Source organism: Paenibacillus sp. FSL K6-2441 (genome assembly GCF_037964765.1).
In the GTDB taxonomy this organism is placed as follows: domain Bacteria; phylum Bacillota; class Bacilli; order Paenibacillales; family Paenibacillaceae; genus Fontibacillus; species Fontibacillus phoenicis.
The window spans coordinates 803,430-825,022 of record NZ_CP150174.1 but is presented as its reverse complement, the minus strand read 5'-3'; the positions used below and the strand labels follow the sequence as shown (position 1 = coordinate 825,022).

The window sequence follows — 21,593 nt, the reverse complement described above, 5'->3', positions numbered from 1 at the left end:
TAATCTTTCGTTTGCACTCCTAACGGACCGTATCATACGGGGATCCGAACCTCCTGGCCCGGCGCTACCGCCAGCTCTCCTTCTCCTACGGTAAACCGCAGGCCAGCTGGATTATCGCCATGAGCCGTGATGACCACCTCTTCCCGGCTGACACGGATCCGATAAGAGCCGCCGCCTAAGCGTACCGGGAATTCGATCGCCTGCCAGGCTGATGGCAACGCCGGACGAAGCACCGCCTTGTCTCCGTCATACCGTAAGCCGGCAAATCCCAACACCGCCGCCATCCACGCCCCGCCGTTGGCAGCGGGATGCGTGCCGCCGATGTACAAGTCACCGACGTATTGCTTGGCATCGCCGGTTAGGTCAATCGTCGCCGTCCGCATAAAGTAAGGGTAACCCCAGTCCGGTGATCCCGTATCCGCTGCCACCAGTGCATAGATGCAAGCACTGAGGCTCGATCCGTGCTCGGTGCGCGGCTCGTAGTAAGCCCAGTTCGCTTTTTTGATTGCTGGATCGTAATCGTCCTTAAACAGGTGCAGCATCAGCACTACATCGGCTTGCTTGAGGATTTGCGTTGTCGTCGCAAGTCCGTTTCCCCCGCCGAGATATTCGTGGGGATGCAGCATTCGCGATTTCAGTTGCGGCAGCGCAACGTCCTCCAGCGCGTAATAGCGGTCAAACTGCTCAATCAACCCGCTTTGGGCATCCGGCTCTGGAACGTACAACCGTTCATACATGTCGCGAATGTGCTCCGGCTGTATATGGCTGCCTGCCAGCAGCTGCTCATACCGCTCGGAGTTGCCGCGCTTTAGAATCTCCATGGCATCCAGAGCGATGCGCAGACATTCCTTCACCAACCGGTTCGTGAACGCGTTGTTATTCACCCGCTCATGATATTCGTCCGGCCCCGTAACGTCGAGGATTTCGTAACGCTGCTTCCGAGGGTTGAAATACCCATACGAATAAAAGAACTTCGCACACTCCCACGCGACCTCCGCCCCGCCATCCAAAAGCAGACGGTCATCGCCTGTAAACGCGTAAACCTGCCAGATCCCGTACGCCACGTCCGCGCTGATATGCACTTGCTTATCGCGGAAATAGGTTCGCATCGGACGGCCGGTGAACACGTCATTGACGTTAAACAAGGTGCAGGCATCCTCCCCTGTTTCCTGGCTCTCCCAGGCATAAAATGCGCCTTCATAGCCGTACTCTGCGGCTTTGCGCTTCGCTCCGCCCAGCGTATGCACCCGGTACATCATCAGGTTCCGTGCCACCTCTGGCTGGGTATACAGGAAGAACGGCAGCATAAACATCTCCGTATCCCAGAACACCGCGCCCTTGTATACCTGGCCGGACAACCCGCGAGCCGGAATGGACACTTTCTCCGAGCGTTCCGGTGCAATGATATGGAGCTGGTACATACTATAGCGCAATGCCAGCTGGGCTTCGTCATCGCCTACAACGATAATGTCGGAGGCGCTCCACTTGCGCTCCCAATATTCGGCGTGCTCGCTCAGCAGCCGATCGTAACCAAGCTGCCGCGCTTCCCGGGCCGACTGGATCGCTGCCGCCTGAACCTGGTTAGCCGTTTCCCCTTCCAGTCCGGCCACCACGGCGACAGCTTTTACGAGCACGACCGGTTCCCCGGCCCGGCAACGCACGTGGATCCGGCGGCGGATGGATAGATCCTCGCGTAAAACTTCATGCTCCCCGCCGCTCGCAACCTCTGCCGCTTCCACTACGGTAATCGGCAAGCCGAGCTCCTGCGTCGAAGCGGTAAGTGACACGACCTCCCAGGTTGCGTCATCCCCTGCCGCATGCGCTCCGCTCTCCATCCGCACAAGATGCGGGCCATTGATGTCCCAGACGTCGCCATTAATGCCGGTGACGATCGTCAGCTCGCTATCCTGGCTGCTCTCCACGGTGAAGCGGCATACGATCAGCTCCGTGCGCGCCGCACTGCAAAACCGCTCCGAAGTGATCGTGACCTCTGCGCCATCCCCTGTGCGAAAAACCGACCGCCGGCGGTGTACCGCCTGACGCAGGTTCAGCGACTGCTCGTGAGCCACAAGCTCTGGTCTGCTTCGATCGCGCTCTCCGCCTGCACTCTCGCTCTTCACTGCGCTATCCCCTGTGGCCACATTTCCGGCCTCCAACACGCTTAGCCGCGTGCCGTTCCAAAAAACATTCGTCTCCAGCCCGTTAGGGGCATTCACCGGCTCACGCCACTTGCTCCCAACTTGGTCGTACAGGCCGGCGACGATCGTTGCGGTCAGCTCACTTTTGCTGAACTCCTCCAACGTCCCCCGGTAACCAAGAACCCCGTTCCCGATCATAAACTTATTGCCGTGATGTGCGATCCGCTCCGGGTCAAACCCGCTTTCTCTAACGATCCAGCTCATTGAACGACCGCCTTTCGGAGCGGCAACCGAATCCCGGCTTCATCGATGTTGACCAGGTTGCCATACACCAAAATTTCCGCCACGCCGCCGGACACCGCACGGATGCTAACCTGATTCTGGTCCACTTCAACTTGCAGTTTCGTGCCGCGATACGTCACCATAAACCGGTAACTTTCCCACCGTTCAGGGATACTTGGATTCAGCGCAAGCAACTCCCCATCGGACCGCATCCCGCCGAACCCGTACACAATGTTCATCCAAGCTGCCGCAATTGACGTGGTATGCAAGCCTTCCCGCGTATTGCGGTTATAGTTGTCCAGGTCTAACCGGGTCGCAAATTCAAAGAACTTATACGCCTCATCCGAACGTCCGATTTCCGCCGCCAAAATCGAGTGGATCGACGGCGACAGCGACGATTCGTGAATGCAGCGGGGCTCGTAATAATCGTAGTTAGCGCGTTTTTCCTCGAGCGAGTATTCGCTGCTGTACAGGAACATGAACATCAGCACATCCGGCTGCTTAATCATGTCGTAACGGTAGAGTCGATCATACGACCAATGCGAATACAGCGGGAACTCCGTGACCGGAATGGTGTGAATATCCAGATGCGGCAGGTCAAAAAAGCCATCATGCTCTTCAAAAATCCCCGTCCGTTCATCCCGCGGAATTTTCATATGCTGCGCCTTGTTCTGCCAATCCTTCTGCTCTTCCTCCGTCAGGCCAAGCCGTGCTGCCAGCTCGTCATAAGCGGCGAAAGCCTCGCTCCGCATCGCTTCCAGCACCTCCAGCGTATATTCGAACAACTTCTTGGCCATCAGGTTGATATAACAGTTGTTGTTCACCATCAGCTGGAATTCATCCGGGCCCATGACGCCGAAATAGCCGTATTTGCCCGACTGTTGCCCCCACTGGCCGCGTGACGCGTAAAAACGGCTGATTTGGATCAGCATTTCCGCGCCTTTTTCGTACAGAAACGCCTTGTCACCCGTAATTTTCACATAATGGCGCAACCCGTACGCTACCGCCGTGCCGACATGCAGCTGCAGATTGGAGTGCTGCCACAGATCGCAGCTTTCCGTTCCGTCGATGGTAGCAATCGGATAAAACGCTCCTTCACAGTCCAGCTCCTTGGCCCGCTTCAACGCCTCAGGAAGCGTCCGATAACGGAATTCGAGCAAGCTCCGCGCTGCCTTCGGATTGTTAAAAATATAAAACGGCAAGCAATACGACTCCGTATCCCAGAAAGCCAGCCCCCGATAAGCCTCGCCGGTCAGCCCCTTTGCACCGATGTTAAAGCCGGGGTTATCCCCGTGGTAAGTCTGATACAGTTGAAAAATACAAAAGCGGATCCCCTGCTGATTCTCCGGATCGCCTTCGATCGCGATGTCCGATTCCGCCCACACCTGGTTCCAATACGCCCGTTGGTCGGCCGCCGCCGCATCAAACCCCGCCTGGGTGTGCCGAGCTGTCAGCTCGATCCCTCGCAGCCAAAGGTCATCGTCCGGCGTGGTACGGTCTTTCTCAGCCACGTTCACAACGAGTTTATCCAGCGTGCTGCGCTTGCCCTGTTCCAGCTTCAAGGTCAGTGCCCGGCCGATGTAACAGCTTTCCTGCACTAACTCGTCCGTAACGGCGTCCGGTGCAACTACGCGGAATCCGGAAAACAACCGGTTCCCCGTGTTCACCGTCTCCCCTAGAATCCCCGCGATCCCGGTTCCTTCGATATCTTTTGCTTCCCCCTGTTTCAGCTCCTTCCAATAACACCGTTGCTGATCCTCATGGATCACCTTCAGGTTCAGGCCGGTTTGCACTTGAATCGAACCAGTGAAGTTGAGCGGCGTCAACGTCATCCGCTGTGCCCCAAGATGGGACACCTTCATACTGACGAGGCGTTCAAACGTAATCTGGACGTCTTTCCCGCTGGCGGTATGCCACACGAACTCCCGGGTATAGATTCCTGTGCGAAAATCCAGCTCCCGCCGAAAGTTGCTGAACCGGCTCACCGCCAGATCCAGCGTTTCCCCATCCAATGTAATCCGCGTATGAAGCCAATCCACCGCGTTCACCATAAAGCGCAGCGATTTAATAATCCCCTTGTAATGAGCCGTCACCGGGCTCTCCTCAAACAGCCCATTGAAATAGCTGCCCAGCAGCGTATCTCCGCTATACCCTTCCTCCGGGTAGCCTCTGACCCCCATATATTCATTCCCCAGTGAAAAAATCGACTCGCTGACCCGGTTACGCCCCGGATCAAAACCTACCTCCACGACCTTCCAGGGGTCGACCTGTAAATATTTGTCCGCGATTTTCGGCATGTTCCGCCATCTCCTTTTATGTGTATCCCTAAAATAAACCTCTCCCACTTAGCTTAGCGGAACGCCCTTTGCGGCCAAATGTCCAGGACTAAGGAGCTTATGTGTGATCATACGGATTTGGCATCCCTTTCGTTCACTCCCCCTGACTCATCGGGATAATATCGAGAGAAGCCGGCAGCCATATACATCTGGGGGGCTGGCGCCAGCCGCAACACAAAAAAACCGGAGCGTTCTCCACGCTCCGGCGATTTGTCGGCCAACTATTTTAATATTAAAGTTCGTTGATAAATACCGTCTTCATTTTGCTGCTGTATTGAACATCCAGCCCAAGCCCCTGCACGAGCAAAGCGAGCGGAACATAGGTTTTGTTCTCTTTGCCGACCTTTTGCAGGAAAGCTGGAGTTGCGGTCGTCGCCGGCGTTCCATCTACTTTGATTTGCTTCGCGCCAATCGGGATCACAACCGTCCGGCTGCCATAGGTAACCGTCGCAGTGGAGGTGCGGGAATCCCATTTGCTTTGCGCTCCAATCGCATCAGTGATGTCCTTAATGGCCACGAACGTCTGCCCGTTCTTCAAGATCGGTGGATACGGCGTGTTTAACTCCTTGCCCTTAACCACAACGGATATCGGGGCTCCACCGGTCTTGGCGGTTGTCGTCCGATAGCTGCCCCAAACCGATTCAGCGAAAATCTTGGCGATTTCCTCATATCCGGCTTGGTTCGGATGGATATCCGTGTCGGAGAAAATATGCGTCAGCGAAATTTCCCGCCCCGTAAAAGCCACTGCTACATGGGCTGCTTTTACCGGCTTCGCATCACCTGCGTGATCAGCAACAATGCCATCCACGATAGCGGTAAACTTACCGGCGAGCTGCTGCAGCTCATCGTAAATCGCTGCGCCGGCCAGCTTCGGCACCGGCTGATATTGGTCCGCAATCACGATTTGCGCCGAAGGATTCAACTCCAGCAAGATGCGGACGATCTCGCGCAGGTTGTCACCATAACGCGTCAACACCTCATCGCCTTGGGCGCGGAGCTGATCGAGCGAGATGTTTTTCACATCAGGAAGCAGTTTCAGCAGGTCGTTCCCGCCGATCGTAATCGTGATCAAATCAGCCTTCTGCAGATCAGCCTTCGCTTGGGCGATCCCCGCCGCAAAGGAAGCAATGCGCGGATCGGGCACGTTCGCTTGAATGTCTGCAGCAGCCGCCGGCACACCCTTCTGGATCGCGGTAACGTAATTTTTTAAGCCTTCGCTGGTCAGACCCAGAATGCCGTAATTGACGGCAGACGTCCGCTCATGAAACAGCCCTTGTTCTCTAAGACGTTCGACGAAGCCGTAGGGGACGCTCTGCTCGGTCATGCCCGGTTCGTACCCGGCTGTAATGGAATCGCCCAGCGCAACGATAAGGTAGTCGTCGACAGCCTCCGCAGCTTGGGCTGGTTTTGCGGCGATGCCGCTGAACAAGATTAGAACGAGGGCGAGCGCTCCCGCCAAAACGAAAGCCTTGTTCATCCGATGATGCTTCAAGCTTTTCAACTCCTTGGATAAAGAAATAAGTATAATAGCGCGAAAAACCTGAGGTTTTTCGCTGTTGGCCTCAGGTCTCGTTGATGCATCTTACACCGGCTTATGCTGCGTACTCTGCGTTATTCCGGTTTTTTCTCCGCGCGCCCGGTCCTTTTCAAATACTCATCATAACGGCCATCGACTTCCTTGGCCATCTTCCGATAATTCAGCGTCTCCTCCACGATCGGGTCCAACGTGGTCTGAATTCGGATTTCGTACTTCGGTGACAATCTTCTGCGTTCCTCCTCACGGCGTTCTTTCTCATTGCCGTATTCCCCTTCCGTCAGCATCTCGCTGAGCTCGCGTTCCAATTCCTTGCTATCGCTCATCCTGGACACTCCTTCCGGTAAATATGGATTAAACATTTGCTGTCGCCAAACTCGTTTTACAGGCCCGTCGCATCGGCAGCCCGGATAACACTCAGCAGCTCGTCATGGATTTTGCCATTGCTGGCAACCAAATGACGTACGCCGATGTGATAAGGGTTACCTGCGGTATCTGTCACTATTCCTCCCGATTCCTTCACGATCAGTGCGCCGGCGGCGACGTCCCAGGCGTTCAGTCCAACCTCATAATATCCGCTTAGCCGACCAGCAGCAACATACGCCAGATGCAAAGCGGCTGAACCCGCGGCGCGCAGGCTGCGCACTTCACCGGACAACGCGTTCAGTCCACGCATGTTTACCGGCAAGGCAAAATCCCGGTCCGGGTTAAACCCTACCGCAACGACGCTGCCGGACAAAGTCGCATCGGCGGACACCTTCGACGGCTGCCCGTGGATGTAGGCGCCTTTGCCTTTCTCCGCCACAAACATCTCGTCGCGTATAGGGTCATAAATCACGCCGATAATGACCTCACCTTTATATGCCAGCGCAATCGATACGCAAAAAAACGGAAATCCGTGCACGAAATTGGTCGTTCCGTCCACCGGGTCGACGATCCACAAATACTCCGATTCGCTCCCCTGCTTCAGCGCTGCAGCAGATGCCGCCGCTCCCGGGGCTACCCCTTCCTCGCCAAGGATCTCATGATCTGGAAAATGCGTCAAGATCAGCTTGCGAATCATCGCTTCCGCACCCTTATCCACATCCGTTACCAAATCATGTGGCGATTGCTTCGTATTCAGATCACGGTAGTCCCCCAGCCGGCTCTTGATCCATTCTCCCGCTTTTGCAGCACAGTTGATCGCTACGGCCGTCGGACTCTTACTGCCTACCACATATGGAACTTTCGGATTCGATTCCAATCGATTCACTCTACTTTCATCTTATACTGATAATTTGCTTCCTAAAAACTATACGTCCTTAAATTTGCAAAGTTGCGTCCTTTCGCCTGCCCGCCTTGGAATTCAAACGAAAGCCACTTTACTTTATATGCAAAAAGTCCGTGTCCAATAGCAGGGAATGTGTCCCCTCCGGAAACGAACTTTTTGCTGACTAACCGCATGCGGTCTTTACGTTATGCACCTACGATATTATACCCGCCGTCTACAAAAATTACCTCCCCGGTAATTCCGCGGGACAGATGGCTGATCAGGAACATCGCCGTGTCACCAACTTCAGCGGTGTCCGTCGTTTTGCGCAGCGGAGCTTTCTCCTCAACTTGCTTGAGGATGGAGTTGAAATCGCTGATCCCCTTCGCGGCCAGCGTACGGATCGGCCCAGCCGAAATCGCATTGACGCGGATGTTCTTCGGCCCGAGGTCGTTAGCCAGGTAACGTACCGATGCTTCCAGTCCGGCCTTAGCTACGCCCATCACGTTATAGTTGCGCATCACGCGCTCCGATCCCATGTACGTCATCGTCATAATGCTGCCGCCTTCCGTCATGAGCGGAGACAGGCGCTTCGATACGGCTACCAGCGAATAGACACTGATGTCGTTAGCCAACGCAAAACCTTCGCGGGACGTGTCCATAAACTCACCCGCCAGATCCTCGCCTTTGGCAAACGCAATGCTGTGAACCAGACCATGCAGAACGCCAAATTCGGACCGCAGTGCGTCGGCCAGTCGATCGATCTCCTCATCCACCGTCACGTTGCACGGCAGGATCAGTGAACCTGGAATCGTTTCGGCCAGCTTGCGAACCCGGCCCTCTACGCGTTCGCTCTCATATGTAAAAGCCAGACGGGCGCCTTGTTCTGCCAAGCTTTGCGCAATCGCCCACGCGATGCTGCGCTCGTTGGCAACCCCCATCACGATCACATTTTTCCCCGCTAACAAATTACCCATGAATATCCTCCTCTTTTAAGTACACCTTCATTTTGTACAACTTACCGTATTTCCCTTCATTTTTCAAGAGAGCCGGCGTTCAGCGACGGCTTGTCCTCAGAATTACGGTTGGATGCGCACGCTCGCTCCATCCAAAATTTCCACGCCTTCCTCCCGATACCGCGCTAAATCCTCCATTAACGCAGATAGCGCCCCGTCCTTGAGCTTCGCCTCCAGCATCACATCCACCCGCTCGGTGATCGGGGCGATACTGCGCAGAAACTCAAGCAAAGGAAGGACGATAACGTGATCGGCGTGTCCGCGCGGATCGCTGCTCCAGGGTCTCGAGGTCGTTAAACGTCTGGATCTCCGAAGAACATTTCGTGCGCCAGAGCGGTCTGCACGGCAGACTCCTCCTCCGTCAGCGGACGGATCAGTTCCAGCTCAACCGAAGTAACTTCCTCTCCATTGAAGTTGATCTCGGCAACACAAGCGGTGATCTTCACGATCGCCACCGCCTTGTTATCCGGTGAATATGCGATGACCTTCTGTCCTGTCGGGAACACGCGCAGCCCTTCTTTGAGCATTTTGCCCTTGCCGTATTCCAACAGTTCGTAAAGCTCCTGCTCTTTCTTGAACTTACACACTGAGTTGAATTCCGTTTGAAACCCCACCGTTACCCCTTCCTTTCATTCAGCCGGCCGTCCGGGCGGCAATCGCCGCCGCTGACTAAATGCCGCTTTCGAATTCCAACGCCTGCCGGGCTTCATAGCGCTCCAGCGCCAATTCAATCAAGCGATCCAGCAGCACCTCATAAGCCACTCCGGTTTCGCGCCACAAGAGCGGATACATGCTAAACGGCGTGAAGCCTGGCATCGTGTTCACTTCGTTAATCCAAATTTTATGATCCGACTTCCGCACAAAAAAATCAGCCCGGCACAGCCCGCTGCCGGCAATCGCTTTAAACGCCTTAACCGCCAGTTCCCGGATGCGCTCAGCCAATTCGGTATCGATCGGCGCAGGAATCAGCATCTGCGATTTTCCATCCAAATATTTGGCTTGATAATCGTAGTATTCGCCTGAGGAGACGATTTCTCCTGGTACTGAGGCCAGCGGCTCATCGTTGCCGAGCACCCCGACCTCCACTTCGCGGGCGTCCACAAATTCCTCAACGATCACTTTCAAATCATAACGGAAGGCCAGCGCCACGGAGGACAGCAGCTCCTCACGGTTTCGCGCTTTGGATATCCCTACGCTGGAGCCAAGGTTCGCCGGTTTGACAAAGCACGGATAGCCAAGCTTCTCCTCGATGCTCTGGATCAGCGTGTGGCTTGAGCGCTCCCACTCGGATGCGGTGAAATAGCAGTACGCACATTGCTCGAGTCCGGCCTCGGCGAACAGCTTCTTCATGATGACCTTATCCATCCCGGCCGCGGAAGCCAGTACGCCTGCTCCGACGTATGGCAAATCTGCCATTTCGAACAGCCCTTGAATCGTGCCGTCTTCGCCGTTGGTGCCGTGCAGCAGCGGGAACACTACGTCAATTTCCGATTGGCCCGTCGACAGCTTGCTGAACAACAGCCCCATCGCAGCAGCCGTATCGCCCTTGCTCTCCTCAAGCTTCAGCTCCTCCAGTGCGGCAAACGGCGCGTGCAGCTTCTCGCCCACCTTCCATTTGCCCTGCTTATCGATATAAAAAGGAAGTAACTCGTACTTGTCAAAATTAAACGCCTTAGATACGGCGAAGGCCGTCTGCAGCGAAACCTCATGCTCTCCTGATTTACCCCCGTAGATGAGGCCTACGGTAATTCTGTCCTGTCCCATGAGCAACCTCTTTCCTTAAATATGTAGTTCAATGAACCTTCATTGAACTCAACTCTAGAAGCGGTCCGCGATATGATAAAAACGATACACCGTCTTTTCGGTCCAGGCGTAGGAATCCCGGTAATCCCAATAACGGTGCTTGCTTGGCGTCGTATGGGCGTTAACCAGCGGCATGCCGCCAGCGTCGAACGCGGTCACGATCGTATTGTGTTGAAACGTGCCGTTGCCGTCCCAGTCGTAGGCGATCACATCGCCAAGCTGGAGTTGCTCCGGACGCTCGAGCAGTTCGGCGCGAAGTCCGGTTCGGCTCTGGCCGAGATAGCGCGCTAACGCATTGGCCACTGACCAGCTGTAGCTCCACAGCTCCCGTCCGCCGACATAACCTTTGTACCACCAGCCCGATTCTCTTTTTCCAGTATAGTTTATTGGGGCTCCGCCTGCAAAGAGGCACTGGGAGATATAGTTCGTGCAATCCACCTCAAAGGCGGCGAATTCCGGATTAAAGCTGTCCCACCACCGATCAGCGTATATCACGGCTTCCTCGCGACGGTAAGCGATGCTGCGTGCGCCGCCTATCCCGAGAACTTCGTGGTTCAAAAACGGCCGCGGCACAGCTCCCTTGCTCCCCGCCGCTTCCTCTTCATTATGATCAGGGAGCACCATCACCGGATGCCGCTCAGGCACCGGCTGTTCCACCTTGCTGACGATCCAGCCGGAACCGTCGCGCGCCAAGGTTAGGCGCTGCTTTTCGATTCGCTCCTCCTGATGGCAGGCTCCGCCTTTTTCATAGTATATTTTGCGGGACAGCTGCAGATCGACCTCGATCTCGCCCTCGCGCTTCTCGATCTCACGCACCAGCTTGGCCCGGGTCTCGCAGCGCAGCGGCGAGGCTCCCCGAAGGCGATACCAGCTCTCCAGTCTGCGCTTCCGCTCACCCCGCCGCATTAGATAATCCACATCGGTTACGACCGTGCCTCCGCTAGGCGTGCGATAGTCCACTTCGTCCTGGTTCTGTTCGTTTACATAAACCGATAACGTCTTCTTCCATTCCTCCGCCATACGTCCACGCCTCCTTTTCACTATTAGCCATTATATGAACGCCTGGGAGGGAGTATGTTTTACACCTGGCCGGCCTAGGCTTGAAAGCCCATTCAACCGCACCGATACAGCCCAAACGAGCCTAAATCAGGTACAAAAAGTACTTTACTCCCCACGGTAGGAAAGGTATACTTAAATCAGGAATTTTTGAAATAATGTTTCATCTAGTGAAACTACAATCAAGGAGGTTCATTCATGTCAGCGAACGATTTTTTTTCCGCTGCCCGTACGCTGGAGGTCGGCGGCAAGAGCTACCGCTACTATGACCTGCAAGCTCTTGAGCAGCAAGGTCTGGGGAAGATTTCCAGACTTCCGTTCTCCATTAAAGTATTGCTTGAAGCCGCTGTCCGCCAATATGACGGAAGAGCGATCACCCAAGAACATGTGAAGCAAATCGCCGGTTGGAGCGAGGGCCGCGATGAGAATAAAGAGATTCCTTTTATCCCCGCTCGTATCGTATTGCAGGATTTCACCGGTGTACCGGTCGTCGTCGACCTCGCCGCGATGCGCGACACCGTGAAGAAAGCCGGCGGGGATCCGAAACAAATCAACCCGCTCGTGCCGGTTGACCTCGTCATCGACCACTCCGTCATGGTCGACGCGTTTGGTTCCCCAGATGCGCTTGAGTACAACATGAAGGTTGAGTTTGAGCGCAACGAAGAACGTTATCGCTTCCTGCGCTGGGCGCAAACCGCCTTCAACAACTTCCGCGCCGTACCTCCGGCTACCGGGATTGTTCACCAGGTCAACCTGGAGTATCTGGCATCTGTGGCCGCTACGAAGACCGTAAACGGCGAAACGTTCGTTTACCCAGATTCGCTCGTAGGCACCGACTCCCATACGACGATGATCAACGGTCTTGGCGTCGTTGGCTGGGGCGTTGGCGGGATCGAGGCCGAAGCGGGCATGCTGGGGCAGCCGCTCTATTTTGTCGCTCCGGAAGTTATCGGGTTTAAGCTCACCGGCAGCCTGGCTGAGGGCGCTACGGCCACCGACTTGGCGCTGACCGTTACGCAAATGCTGCGGAAGAAAGGCGTTGTCGGCAAATTCGTGGAATTCTATGGCCCAGGCCTGACCAACATCAGCCTTGCCGATCGCGCGACCGTGGCAAACATGGCCCCGGAATACGGTGCAACGATCGGTTACTTCCCGGTAGATAAGGAAACGCTCGCTTATCTGCGCAGCACCGGCCGCTCCGAAGAGCAAATCGCGCTGGTTGAAGCCTATTACAAAGCGCAAGGCATGTTCCGCACGGACGATACGCCGGATCCGGTATTTACCGATCTGATCGAGCTGGATCTTGGCTCCGTCGTACCAAGCTTGGCCGGACCAAAGCGTCCGCAGGACCGCATCGAGCTTACTGCGATGAAAGAGAGCTTCAACTCCATCATCCGCACGCCGGTTGAGAAAGGCGGTTACGGCCTGACCGAAGAGAAGATCGAGCAGTCCGTACCGGTGAAGCATCCGGACGGTTCAACCAGCGAACTGAAAACTGGCGCCGTCGTTATCGCGGCGATTACGAGCTGTACCAACACCTCCAACCCAAGCGTTATGGTCGGCGCTGGCCTGCTGGCGAAGAAAGCCGTTGAACGCGGTCTGACCAAGCCGGGTTACGTGAAGAGCAGCTTGACCCCAGGCTCCCTCGTGGTAACGGAGTATCTGCAAAAAGCCGGCTTAATCGAGCCGCTCGAAGCACTTGGCTTCCACGTTGCCGGTTACGGGTGCGCAACCTGTATCGGGAACTCCGGTCCATTGCCGGACGAAGTCAGCGCAGCGATCGCCGATAACGATCTGACGGTTGCAGCGGTACTTTCGGGGAACCGGAACTTTGAAGGCCGCGTCCATGCACAGGTGAAAGCGAACTATCTGGCTTCTCCGCCGCTGGTCGTTGCTTACGCGCTCGCGGGTACGGTGAATATCGACCTGCAAAACGATCCGATCGGCTACGACCGCGACAACAAGCCGGTTTACCTGAAGGACATCTGGCCTTCTTCCCAAGAAATTAAGGAAGTGATCGGCCAATCGATGAGTCCGGAGATGTTCCGCAGCAAATACGAGAATGTCTTCACGCAAAACGAACGCTGGAATTCCATCCCGGTTCCGCAAGGCGAGCTGTACGAGTGGGATGAGAAATCGACCTATATCCAAAATCCGCCGTTCTTTGAGAAGATTGGCGAAGGCTTGTCCGACATTGCAGACATCCGCGGTGCACGTGTGCTGGCCTTGCTCGGCGATTCGGTAACGACCGACCATATCTCTCCGGCGGGCAACATTTCGCCAAGCAGTCCGGCGGGCAAATATTTGACAGAGCATGGAGTTGAACGCAAAGACTTCAACTCCTACGGGTCCCGCCGCGGTAACCACGAGGTCATGATGCGCGGCACGTTCGCCAACATCCGCATCCGCAACCAAGTGGCGCCAGGTACGGAAGGCGGCGTAACGAAATACCTGCCGACGGACGAAGTGATGTCGATCTACGACGCTTCGATGAAATATCAAGCTGAAGGCCAAAACCTCGTTGTCATTGCCGGCAAAGAATACGGTACCGGAAGCTCCCGTGACTGGGCAGCGAAAGGCACGTACCTGCTGGGTGTCAAAGCGGTTATCGCGGAGAGCTTCGAACGGATCCACCGCAGTAACCTTGTCGGCATGGGTGTACTGCCGCTGCAATTTAAGGAAGGCTTAAGCTGGAAAACGCTAGGCATCGACGGCACCGAAACGTTTGATATCGAAGGCCTGAGCAACGACGTGAAGCCGGGTCAAGAATTAACCGTAACGGCAACCCGCCAGGATGGCAGCACGTTCCAGTTCACGGTGATTGCCCGCCTCGACAGCATGGTCGATGTGGATTACTATCACAACGGCGGCATCCTGCAAACCGTATTGCGTCAAATGATCGCAGCAAACGCGTAAATCAACGCTTCAAATCAAAAACGAGTTCTCTTCACGGTGTGTGAAGGGAACTCGTTTTTTTCATCTTATGGCCATGCTTTTAGCTTACATGTGTAGCAATCTCCCGGGTATTACCGAAATAACGCAGCGTCCACTCCTCCGAATCGCCAAACGCATGTGTGGAGCAGCGCACCATAAATCCGAAATCCTTCAGCGTTTCCGGGCGAAGCGCGAGGTTCGGGTTCCTGATCTCATCGCTCGGTAAAGCGAGAAACTCCATTGCGTACTGCGATTTGTCAAACTGGGCGCCAAGATGCTCCATGGTATGTTGACCGGCATCCGAATCCGCCGGAACTTTAAATCGGCAGGCTTGAATCCCCTGCTCGCGCATGTCCGTTGCCGCCGCCTCCAGCAAAGTTCGGAAAATACCTTGGCGGCGCTGCTGCGGATGCACCATGGCATTGATGATCGCCTCCACCCCATCCGCTGAATACCAGCTGAAGTATCCGGTCAAACGCCCCTCCGTCTGATCCGACACCTATAACTCCCCCATTCATGGTCAGGATCATCTAATCATGATTTCAGGTACCCGTCAATCAATCGCTCCTGCAGCACTTTACACCACACAAACTATCTGTTATAGTTAATGTATAACAGTTAGAACAAAAAGGAGATGCCTGTCCGTGATCATTCAGTTGGATTTACAATCGGAGGTCCCGATTTATACACAACTGGTTAATCAAATTATCGAAGGGATTGCCAGCGGACGGCTTCAACTGGGCGAACCCTTGCCCTCCGTACGCAGCTTGTCTTCCGATATCGGCGTTAACCTGCATACGGTGAACAAAGCCTATACGATTCTGAAGCAGGAAGGTTACATCCAAGTCCACCGCCAAAAAGGCGTTGTCGTCGATCCGGTGGCCATGCCGCCGATTACGCCGGAATTTCGCGAGAAACAGCGGCGCGAGCTGCGTCCGATCGTGGCCGAAGCCATCTGCCGCGGGATGGAGAAGGAAGAACTGCTTCGGATTGTAGAGCAAATCCACCAAGAGATTTCTCGAAAGGAGTAAACCGAAATGCAGCTACTATCTACATTTCTCTTATTGTTGATGTTTTTGCCCTTGCTGGCGTCCTTAGCCTTGATGCCTTATTTAACTCGGGAGACGGTAAGCTTCGGCGTATCCGTTAGCGAGGAGCAATACTGGAGCGAACCGGTGCGGCGGCTGCGCAGGCTGTATGCCTCCATCAGCGGAACCATCTATTCACTCCTGCTGATTGCCTGCTTCGTGAGCCTGTGGAACAAGAATGGCAATGAGCAGGGTATCCTGTTTGCCATTTATCTCGGAGTGGTCCTCGTGATCTCCACGGGACTCCATCTAGCGTTTTACTTCCGGATGAAAAAACTCCGCCCGTCCCTGCCCGCCGCTCCGGACTCTCCGGCCTTGATTGCGGTGGACACCGGGTTTCGCCGGCAAAGGCTGGCATTATCCGGCAAGTGGTTTCTGATCCACGCCGTCATCATTGTCGTAAGTGCAGCCCTGACCCTGAGCCAATACGCGTCTATCCCTGATACGGTCGCAATGAAGTTCGATTTTTCGGGTCAAGTGGTCAGCAGTGCCGCTAAATCTTATCGCATCGTGTTGTTTCCTAACGTGATGCAGATCATCTTAACGTTGCTGTTCTGGTTTGTGAATTGGTCGATCCATCACAGCAAACAACAGCTCCGGACCTCCGATCCAGAGCGCTCGCTCCGTCAAAACGCCGCGTTCCGCCGGAGATGGTCCGTCTTCACAGTAGCCTCATCCTTGGCGTTGATCCTGATGTTTTCGTTCATTCAAGTTAACATGATTCGTCCCATGGATATCAGCGTGATCACGATGGTTAGCCTGGCCGTCCCTGTATTTATTGTCTTATTTGCCATGGTGCTGACCTTTACGACAGGCCAAGGCGGCAGCCGAATCGGACGCGGGCGTGTCCCCGGCAATGCAAGCGCCGCGCCGGTTAACGATGACCGTTACTGGAAGCTGGGAGCGATTTACTTTAATCCGCAGGACCCAACTCTTTTTGTGGAGAAAAGAACCGGGATCGGCTGGACGATGAACTTCGCAAATCCGATATCATGGCTCACCCTGCTGGGCATTCTGGTCGTCATCGCCTGGTCTGCCTGGCTTACTAAATAGATGAAGTTCATTTGATATTTAAGGAGGAAAATGAAATGACCCAACGATCCCAACTATTCAAGCATGCCGCCGCTGTTGCACTCACCCTTAGTCTGGCACTTCCGCCAGCATCCGCTCTGGCATCTCAGCAAAGCGCCACTGCGCTCATCCCTGTACGGAAAGCGGCCGAAGACTTTGGCGCGCAAGTCGATTGGCTGCCGGAAAGCCGCAGCATCCTCATCACCAAGGACGGACATAAGCTGGAGCTGACCCTCGATTCGTCGGAAGCGTTGGTGGACGGGAAACGTACTATTTTAGGGGAGCCTGTACGTATAACGAACGGCCGGGCGCTGGTCGATGCCAAATGGCTGGTTGAGGTGTTTGGGGAAAATGAATCGGCGCAGACGGATGCGGAAGCTGCGGACTCCGCCGACTTGTTCCTGAAAGCGCTGCTTGCCGGTAACGGCGCCGAAGCGGCGAAATACGTCAGCGCCTCTGCATCTTCTTACCTTCCGGCTTCCCTGCTGAACCAGCTATGGGCCAATTATGAAGCGGTGTTCGGCAAAGTGGTTGGCACTCCATCCAAGAGTGAAACGTCCAATACCGTCCACCGCAACGTAACGTACGCCTTTCAAACGGCCGCAGTTCCTGTGAACTTAACGCTGCGGCTGAATGCCGCCGGTGAGATCGACGATATGTATATCGCTGCCGCTGCCAGCTCGGCCTACCAAAAGCCTGCCTACGAAGATGCCGCCGCTTATACTGAGCGGGAAGTCACCGTTGGGGAAGGCGCCATGGCCTTGCCGGGCACCTTAACGCTGCCTGTGGGCAACGGCCCGTTCCCTGCCGTTGTGCTGGTGCACGGCTCCGGAACCAACGATCGGGACGAGGCGATCGGCAGCGCCAAGCCGTTCCGTGACCTGGCGGTGGGCCTGGCTGCGCAAGGCATCGCCGTTCTGCGGTACGACAAAGTCACGTACGAGCATACCTTTAAAGTGGCCGCCGATTCGAAGTTTACGCTGAAAAAAGAGACGGTCGACGATGCCCTGAAGGCGGTCGCGTTATTGAAACAGACACCGGAGATCGATGCCTCCCGCATCTTTGTCGCCGGCCATAGCCAAGGCGGTTATGCGATGCCGTTGATCATCGCAGGCGATACCAGCGGCGACATCGCCGGGACAATCTTGCTATCCGGACCAAGCGGTAAATTCGCCGATGTGTTGGTTGAGCAGCAAGCGGAGCTCGTCAGCCGTGTGAAGGAGCTCGGCCTGGACCCGGCGCCTTACGAGCAGCAAGCTGCGGTGTATACGTCGATCGCCGCGATGGTCAACGACCCGCAGTATACGGTTGACCATATGCCGGAGCAATTCCCGACCCAACCGGCGTACTGGTGGTTTGAGCAGAAAAACTACGTGCCGGCCGAGCTCGCCAAGCAGCAGTCCGTTCCGATGCTGATCCTGCAAGGCGAGAACGATTGGCAAGTGACGATGAAGCAATTTGAAGGCTGGAAAACCGCGCTGCAAAACCGCAAAGACGTCGCGTTTAAATCGTATCCGCAGGTCAACCACCTGCTGGCCAAAGTGGATGGCCTCTCGATCGGCGCCGAGTACGCCCAACCGTCCAACGTCTCCAAGGAGATCATCGACGATATTGCAGCTTGGGTTCAGGGGATCAAGTAAGCCGCGTTGCACTTATTATGGCGTATATTGGGCCTAATAAGGCCATATATTACCGCTATTCGCGGCGAAGCTTATCTCCGTGAATATATAGCGGTAAAAAGTGGCCTTATTGCTGGCTGCTTCGCCTGTTGTGGCGTTTATCGAGCCCAATAAGGCCAAAGATTACCGCTATTCGCAGCGAAGCTTAATCTCCGTGAGTATATAGCGGTAAAAAGTGGCCTTATGGTGGGCTGGTTCGCCTTTTGTGGCGTTTTTCGAGCCCAATAAGGCCATATATTACCGCTATTCGCAGCAAAGCTTAATCTCCGTGAGTATATAGCGGTAAAAAGCACTAGCGTTGCATTAACTTTTCAAACGATATTTCAAATCAACAATTTACTAAATTTGCAAATTATAGGCTGGTTTTCATGTACAAAAATAAAGAAATCCCCTAATGTTGAGTTGATCCAAAGGTTATCCATCAACCTCTCAACAAAAGGAGATTTCTATGGATAACAGTACAAATTTAAGTGTCATATGTCAATGTCTACAAATGTTAAATATTAATTCTTCCCGAGATAGCGTTTTGGATTATCGTGCTCGCAAGCTTTTTGTCGGTTCTTCCCTACTGCTGTTCATTGAAGCCCAGTTACAGCAACGAGAGTCTTATGCTGAAATGTCCGAGCATCTTGAAGCCAATGAAGATTTTCAAGCGATACTTGGTGGACTTGAAAGCATAAGCCCATCCCAACTCTCGCGGAAAATGAAGAAGCTTCCCCTAGAGAACCTTCACCTGCTTTTCATGCAAGTAACGAGACAAATCCAACAACTAACGGAGAGTAAGCCAGGAATCACGACTAAGATCGGAAAGCTCGCGATCATGGATTCTACTCAAATCACCTTGCCAGCGATTCTTTCCAAATGGGCTTACTGCTCTGCATCCAATCACGGCGTGAAAATGCACACTTCACTTCTAGTCGTCGACGCGAAGACGATGGTTCCAGATAAAATCATCGCCTCAACCAAAGATGTCGCAGACCACGAAGTTGCCCCAAACTTTACGGTCGATAAAGAAGTGACCTATGTGATGGACCGAGGCTATCAGGTGCACAAGCATTTTCAAGCCTGGGTGGACCAAGGGATGAAGTTTGTGGCTCGGGTTAAGGATAATACCCGATTGACGATCCTCAAGGAACGGGCTCTTCCCAAGCGGGGAGATTTCATTCGGGATGCGGATGTAACTCTGCCAGGGCAGCAAATGAAGTTGCGACTCATTGAGTTTCAGGATCAGCAAGGTCGTTTATATCGCCTTGTGACAAGTCGCATGGATTTGTCCGTGCACCAAATTGCAGATGTATATCGGCATCGTTGGCAAATCGAGCTATTCTTTAAATGGATTAAGCAACACCTCCGTTTAGTGAAGCCTCATGGGTACACCGCAGAAGCCATCTGGAACCAGATGTATATCGCGTTGATATCCTATGCTCTGTGCCTGTTGCTACGCCTGAAGCTAGAGTGCAAGCAAACCGTTTGGCAGTTACTTCGATTGATTCGACTCTATGCCGATCGGTCATGGACTAGGCTGCATGAAGCCTTATTCAAAAAGCCCACACGGAGCTCAAAAGGACGAACGAAGCGAAACGGTCGGCCCCCCAAGCAGGCGAACAAATCGATGAAGCCACGAATCATTGTAGAAGTATTGAACTAAATACTTAAATTTTAAAAAATGGGTAACGTGCGGGTCTAATCCCCTCTAAACTTTTTCAAATTTAAGCAAAGTGCGTCTGTAAAATATATACTAATCCGGTTTGTATATACTATATCGTTGTTCTGTATTTGTCTGAATCAAAGCAGAAAGAAGTCTTAATGCAACGCTAGTGGGTAAAAAGTGGCCTTATTGCTGGAAGCTTCGCCTGTTGTGGCGTTTATCGAGCCCAATAAGGCCAAAGATTACCGCTATTCGCGGCGAAGCTTATCTCCGTGAGTATATAGCGGTAAAAAGTGGCCTTATTGCTGGAAGCTTCGCCTGTTGTGGCGTTTATCGAGCCCAATAAGGCCAAAGATTACCGCTATTCGCGGCGAAGCTTATCTCCGTGAGTATATAGCGGTAAAAAGTGGCCTTATTGCTAGCTGCTTCGCCTGTTGTGGCGTTTTTCGAGCCCAATAAGGCCATATATTACCGCTATTTGCGGCGAAGCTTCGTCCTTGTGCTCTTATAGCGGTAAAAAGTGGCCTTATCGCGGGCTGCTACGCCTGCCGGGGCGTTCATCGAGCCCAATAAGGCCAAAGATTACCGCTATTTGCGGCGAAGCTTCATCCCCGTGAGTATATAGCGGTAAAAAGTGGCCTTATTGCTGGAAGCTTCGCCTGTTGTGGCACTGGCGTTGCATAAAGAATTAAAAAAAGGAACAATGTTGCATTTTTAATAAAATAAAGCACATTTTTTCAAGCCCTATTGAAGCCATTTCGGAGTTATCGTGATTCCAATAACAACGCAAAAAGCGCCTGCGCAGGGTTCCCCCCTCGCGCAGGCGTTTTGGCCATGCAAGGCATGATGATCGCGGCTGCCGCCAGGCGCGCCTACATCAGCATGCCCATCTCCCGGGCCGCCTCCACCAGGATCGGCCCGTATTCCTCCAGCCGCTGCAGCGTCAAGCGGCTGACCGGCCCCGACACGGACAGGGCGGCTGCAAGCTTCCCTGTCCGGTCAAATATCGGCGCGGAGACGGCGGACGCCCCCGGCTCCCGCTCCTCGTAGCTGGTGGCATATCCCGCCTTGCGGATATCCTCCAGCTGCGCCACATAGGCCGCCTTATCGATCGTCGGCGGCCAGTCCGGGCTGTCCAGCACCGCCTGGAGCACCTCTTCGCCCGAGTAGGCGACGAGCACCTTGCTGGACGCGCCCACGTACAGCGGCAGCCGCGCCCCGACCGGCGCGACCCGGCGGATGGCCTGGTTGCTCTGCACCGCCTGAATCCGTATCCGCTCAATGCCGTCACGTAAATAAAGGCTGACCGTCTCGCCGAGCCGGTCGCGCAGCCGCTCCATCTGCGGCAGCAGCAGCACAGCGGGATCGTCGCTGTGGGACATATGGGTCGACAGCTCCCAGATCTTCAGGCCGAGACGGTACTTCTCCGTAGCAGGATCACGGATCACAAAGCCCCGCTCCTCCAGCGTGGTCAACAAGCGATGGACCGTGCTTTTATGCAGGCCGATTTCGGCGGCGATCTCCGTCAGCCCCAGATCGCTTGCTTTTGTGAAACATCCCAATATATCCAAAGCCCGCTCAACCGCGCGCACCGTCAGCTTCCGGTCTTCCATCCGGCATCCTCCTTAGGTTTCACTATATGAAACTCGGTTACATAAATTATATGAAAGAAGCGAAATTCCGTCAATGAAACACCTTCCATTGACATTCAACAGGGATCGACTTACGATTAAATTCAGGGGAATCGTGTTATTTCGAC

General features: G+C 54.4%; 16 protein-coding genes and 1 pseudogene. 5 read left to right on the top strand and 12 right to left on the bottom strand.

Annotated elements, in window-relative coordinates; translation table 11 throughout:
- Positions 1-32: 32 nt before the first annotated feature.
- The 10 genes and pseudogenes from NSQ80_RS03505 to NSQ80_RS03460 form a co-directional block, all read right to left on the bottom strand.
- Positions 33-2,402 carry a glycosyl hydrolase family 65 protein gene (locus NSQ80_RS03505; RefSeq protein ID WP_339301361.1) on the bottom strand — a complete coding sequence of 790 codons (2,370 nt, stop codon included), beginning with the start codon at positions 2,400-2,402 and terminating at the stop codon, positions 33-35.
- The gene (locus NSQ80_RS03500) at positions 2,399-4,717 is read right to left on the bottom strand and encodes a glycosyl hydrolase family 65 protein (RefSeq protein WP_339301359.1); all 2,319 of its coding nucleotides are present in this window, start codon (positions 4,715-4,717) and stop codon (positions 2,399-2,401) included. The genes NSQ80_RS03505 and NSQ80_RS03500 overlap by 4 nt, the downstream gene beginning before the upstream one ends.
- 271 nt (positions 4,718-4,988) lie before the next feature.
- On the bottom strand, positions 4,989-6,248 hold the full coding sequence (locus NSQ80_RS03495; RefSeq protein ID WP_260071326.1) for a stalk domain-containing protein: 1,260 nt from the start codon (positions 6,246-6,248) through the stop codon (positions 4,989-4,991).
- A gap of 119 nt (positions 6,249-6,367) precedes the next feature.
- Entirely contained in the window at positions 6,368-6,616 is a 249-nt protein-coding gene (locus NSQ80_RS03490; RefSeq protein ID WP_198136241.1) for a hypothetical protein, read from the bottom strand.
- Positions 6,617-6,672: 56 nt separating this feature from the next.
- Complete coding sequence (locus tag NSQ80_RS03485; protein WP_260071325.1) at positions 6,673-7,542, bottom strand: inositol monophosphatase family protein; 870 nt, start codon at positions 7,540-7,542, stop codon at positions 6,673-6,675.
- Between the two features lie 203 nt (positions 7,543-7,745).
- The gene (gene fabI, locus NSQ80_RS03480; RefSeq protein WP_009226939.1) at positions 7,746-8,516 is read right to left on the bottom strand and encodes an enoyl-ACP reductase FabI; all 771 of its coding nucleotides are present in this window, start codon (positions 8,514-8,516) and stop codon (positions 7,746-7,748) included.
- 102 nt (positions 8,517-8,618) lie between these two features.
- A pseudogene (locus tag NSQ80_RS03475) lies at positions 8,619-8,825 on the bottom strand (UV damage endonuclease UvsE); the annotation flags it as partial.
- Between the two features lie 23 nt (positions 8,826-8,848).
- A complete protein-coding gene (locus NSQ80_RS03470; protein ID WP_009226937.1) occupies positions 8,849-9,169 on the bottom strand; it encodes a hypothetical protein in 321 nt (106 codons plus the stop codon).
- Between the two features lie 55 nt (positions 9,170-9,224).
- Entirely contained in the window at positions 9,225-10,319 is a 1,095-nt protein-coding gene (locus NSQ80_RS03465) for a D-alanine--D-alanine ligase (RefSeq protein ID WP_036646606.1), read from the bottom strand.
- Positions 10,320-10,373: 54 nt separating this feature from the next.
- Positions 10,374-11,378: an amidase domain-containing protein gene (locus tag NSQ80_RS03460; protein WP_339301354.1), complete on the bottom strand. Its 1,005-nt coding sequence runs from the start codon at positions 11,376-11,378 to the stop codon at positions 10,374-10,376.
- A 234-nt stretch (positions 11,379-11,612) separates the two neighbouring features.
- Between NSQ80_RS03460 and acnA the strand changes: the two genes are divergently transcribed.
- Entirely contained in the window at positions 11,613-14,330 is a 2,718-nt protein-coding gene (acnA, locus tag NSQ80_RS03455) for an aconitate hydratase AcnA (RefSeq protein ID WP_009226934.1), read from the top strand.
- Positions 14,331-14,409: 79 nt separating this feature from the next.
- On the opposite strand, the gene NSQ80_RS03450 is transcribed toward acnA, so the two are convergent.
- Positions 14,410-14,847, bottom strand: a complete 438-nt coding sequence (locus NSQ80_RS03450; RefSeq protein ID WP_339301352.1) for a GNAT family N-acetyltransferase — start codon at positions 14,845-14,847, stop codon at positions 14,410-14,412.
- Between the two features lie 145 nt (positions 14,848-14,992).
- On the opposite strand from NSQ80_RS03450, the gene NSQ80_RS03445 reads away from it, so the two are divergent.
- From NSQ80_RS03445 to NSQ80_RS03430, 4 genes are all read left to right on the top strand, one after another.
- The gene (locus tag NSQ80_RS03445) at positions 14,993-15,379 is read left to right on the top strand and encodes a GntR family transcriptional regulator (RefSeq protein ID WP_339301350.1); all 387 of its coding nucleotides are present in this window, start codon (positions 14,993-14,995) and stop codon (positions 15,377-15,379) included.
- A 6-nt stretch (positions 15,380-15,385) separates the two neighbouring features.
- The gene (locus NSQ80_RS03440; protein WP_339301348.1) at positions 15,386-16,489 is read left to right on the top strand and encodes a DUF5808 domain-containing protein; all 1,104 of its coding nucleotides are present in this window, start codon (positions 15,386-15,388) and stop codon (positions 16,487-16,489) included.
- Positions 16,490-16,524: 35 nt separating this feature from the next.
- Positions 16,525-18,147 carry an alpha/beta fold hydrolase gene (locus NSQ80_RS03435; protein WP_339301346.1) on the top strand — a complete coding sequence of 541 codons (1,623 nt, stop codon included), beginning with the start codon at positions 16,525-16,527 and terminating at the stop codon, positions 18,145-18,147.
- A 487-nt stretch (positions 18,148-18,634) separates the two neighbouring features.
- Positions 18,635-19,834, top strand: a complete 1,200-nt coding sequence (locus tag NSQ80_RS03430) for an IS4 family transposase (protein WP_339299006.1) — start codon at positions 18,635-18,637, stop codon at positions 19,832-19,834.
- A gap of 872 nt (positions 19,835-20,706) precedes the next feature.
- On the opposite strand, the gene NSQ80_RS03425 is transcribed toward NSQ80_RS03430, so the two are convergent.
- Positions 20,707-21,447, bottom strand: a complete 741-nt coding sequence (locus tag NSQ80_RS03425) for an IclR family transcriptional regulator (protein ID WP_009227077.1) — start codon at positions 21,445-21,447, stop codon at positions 20,707-20,709.
- Positions 21,448-21,593: the final 146 nt, after the last annotated feature.

Excerpts from the sequence above, each read along its gene's own strand:
- NSQ80_RS03440 (WP_339301348.1), top strand. The coding sequence starts at position 15,386 with ATGCAGCTACTATCTACATTTCTCTTATTGTTGATGTTTTTGCCCTTG.
- NSQ80_RS03490 (WP_198136241.1), bottom strand. The coding sequence starts at position 6,616 with ATGAGCGATAGCAAGGAATTGGAACGCGAGCTCAGCGAGATGCTGACG.
- NSQ80_RS03430 (WP_339299006.1), top strand. The coding sequence starts at position 18,635 with ATGGATAACAGTACAAATTTAAGTGTCATATGTCAATGTCTACAAATG.
- NSQ80_RS03435 (WP_339301346.1), top strand. The coding sequence starts at position 16,525 with ATGACCCAACGATCCCAACTATTCAAGCATGCCGCCGCTGTTGCACTC.
- acnA (WP_009226934.1), top strand. The coding sequence starts at position 11,613 with ATGTCAGCGAACGATTTTTTTTCCGCTGCCCGTACGCTGGAGGTCGGC.
- NSQ80_RS03500 (WP_339301359.1), bottom strand. The coding sequence starts at position 4,717 with ATGCCGAAAATCGCGGACAAATATTTACAGGTCGACCCCTGGAAGGTC.
- NSQ80_RS03460 (WP_339301354.1), bottom strand. The coding sequence starts at position 11,378 with ATGGCGGAGGAATGGAAGAAGACGTTATCGGTTTATGTAAACGAACAG.
- NSQ80_RS03425 (WP_009227077.1), bottom strand. The coding sequence starts at position 21,447 with ATGGAAGACCGGAAGCTGACGGTGCGCGCGGTTGAGCGGGCTTTGGAT.
- NSQ80_RS03505 (WP_339301361.1), bottom strand. The coding sequence starts at position 2,402 with ATGAGCTGGATCGTTAGAGAAAGCGGGTTTGACCCGGAGCGGATCGCA.
- NSQ80_RS03465 (WP_036646606.1), bottom strand. The coding sequence starts at position 10,319 with ATGGGACAGGACAGAATTACCGTAGGCCTCATCTACGGGGGTAAATCA.
- fabI (WP_009226939.1), bottom strand. The coding sequence starts at position 8,516 with ATGGGTAATTTGTTAGCGGGGAAAAATGTGATCGTGATGGGGGTTGCC.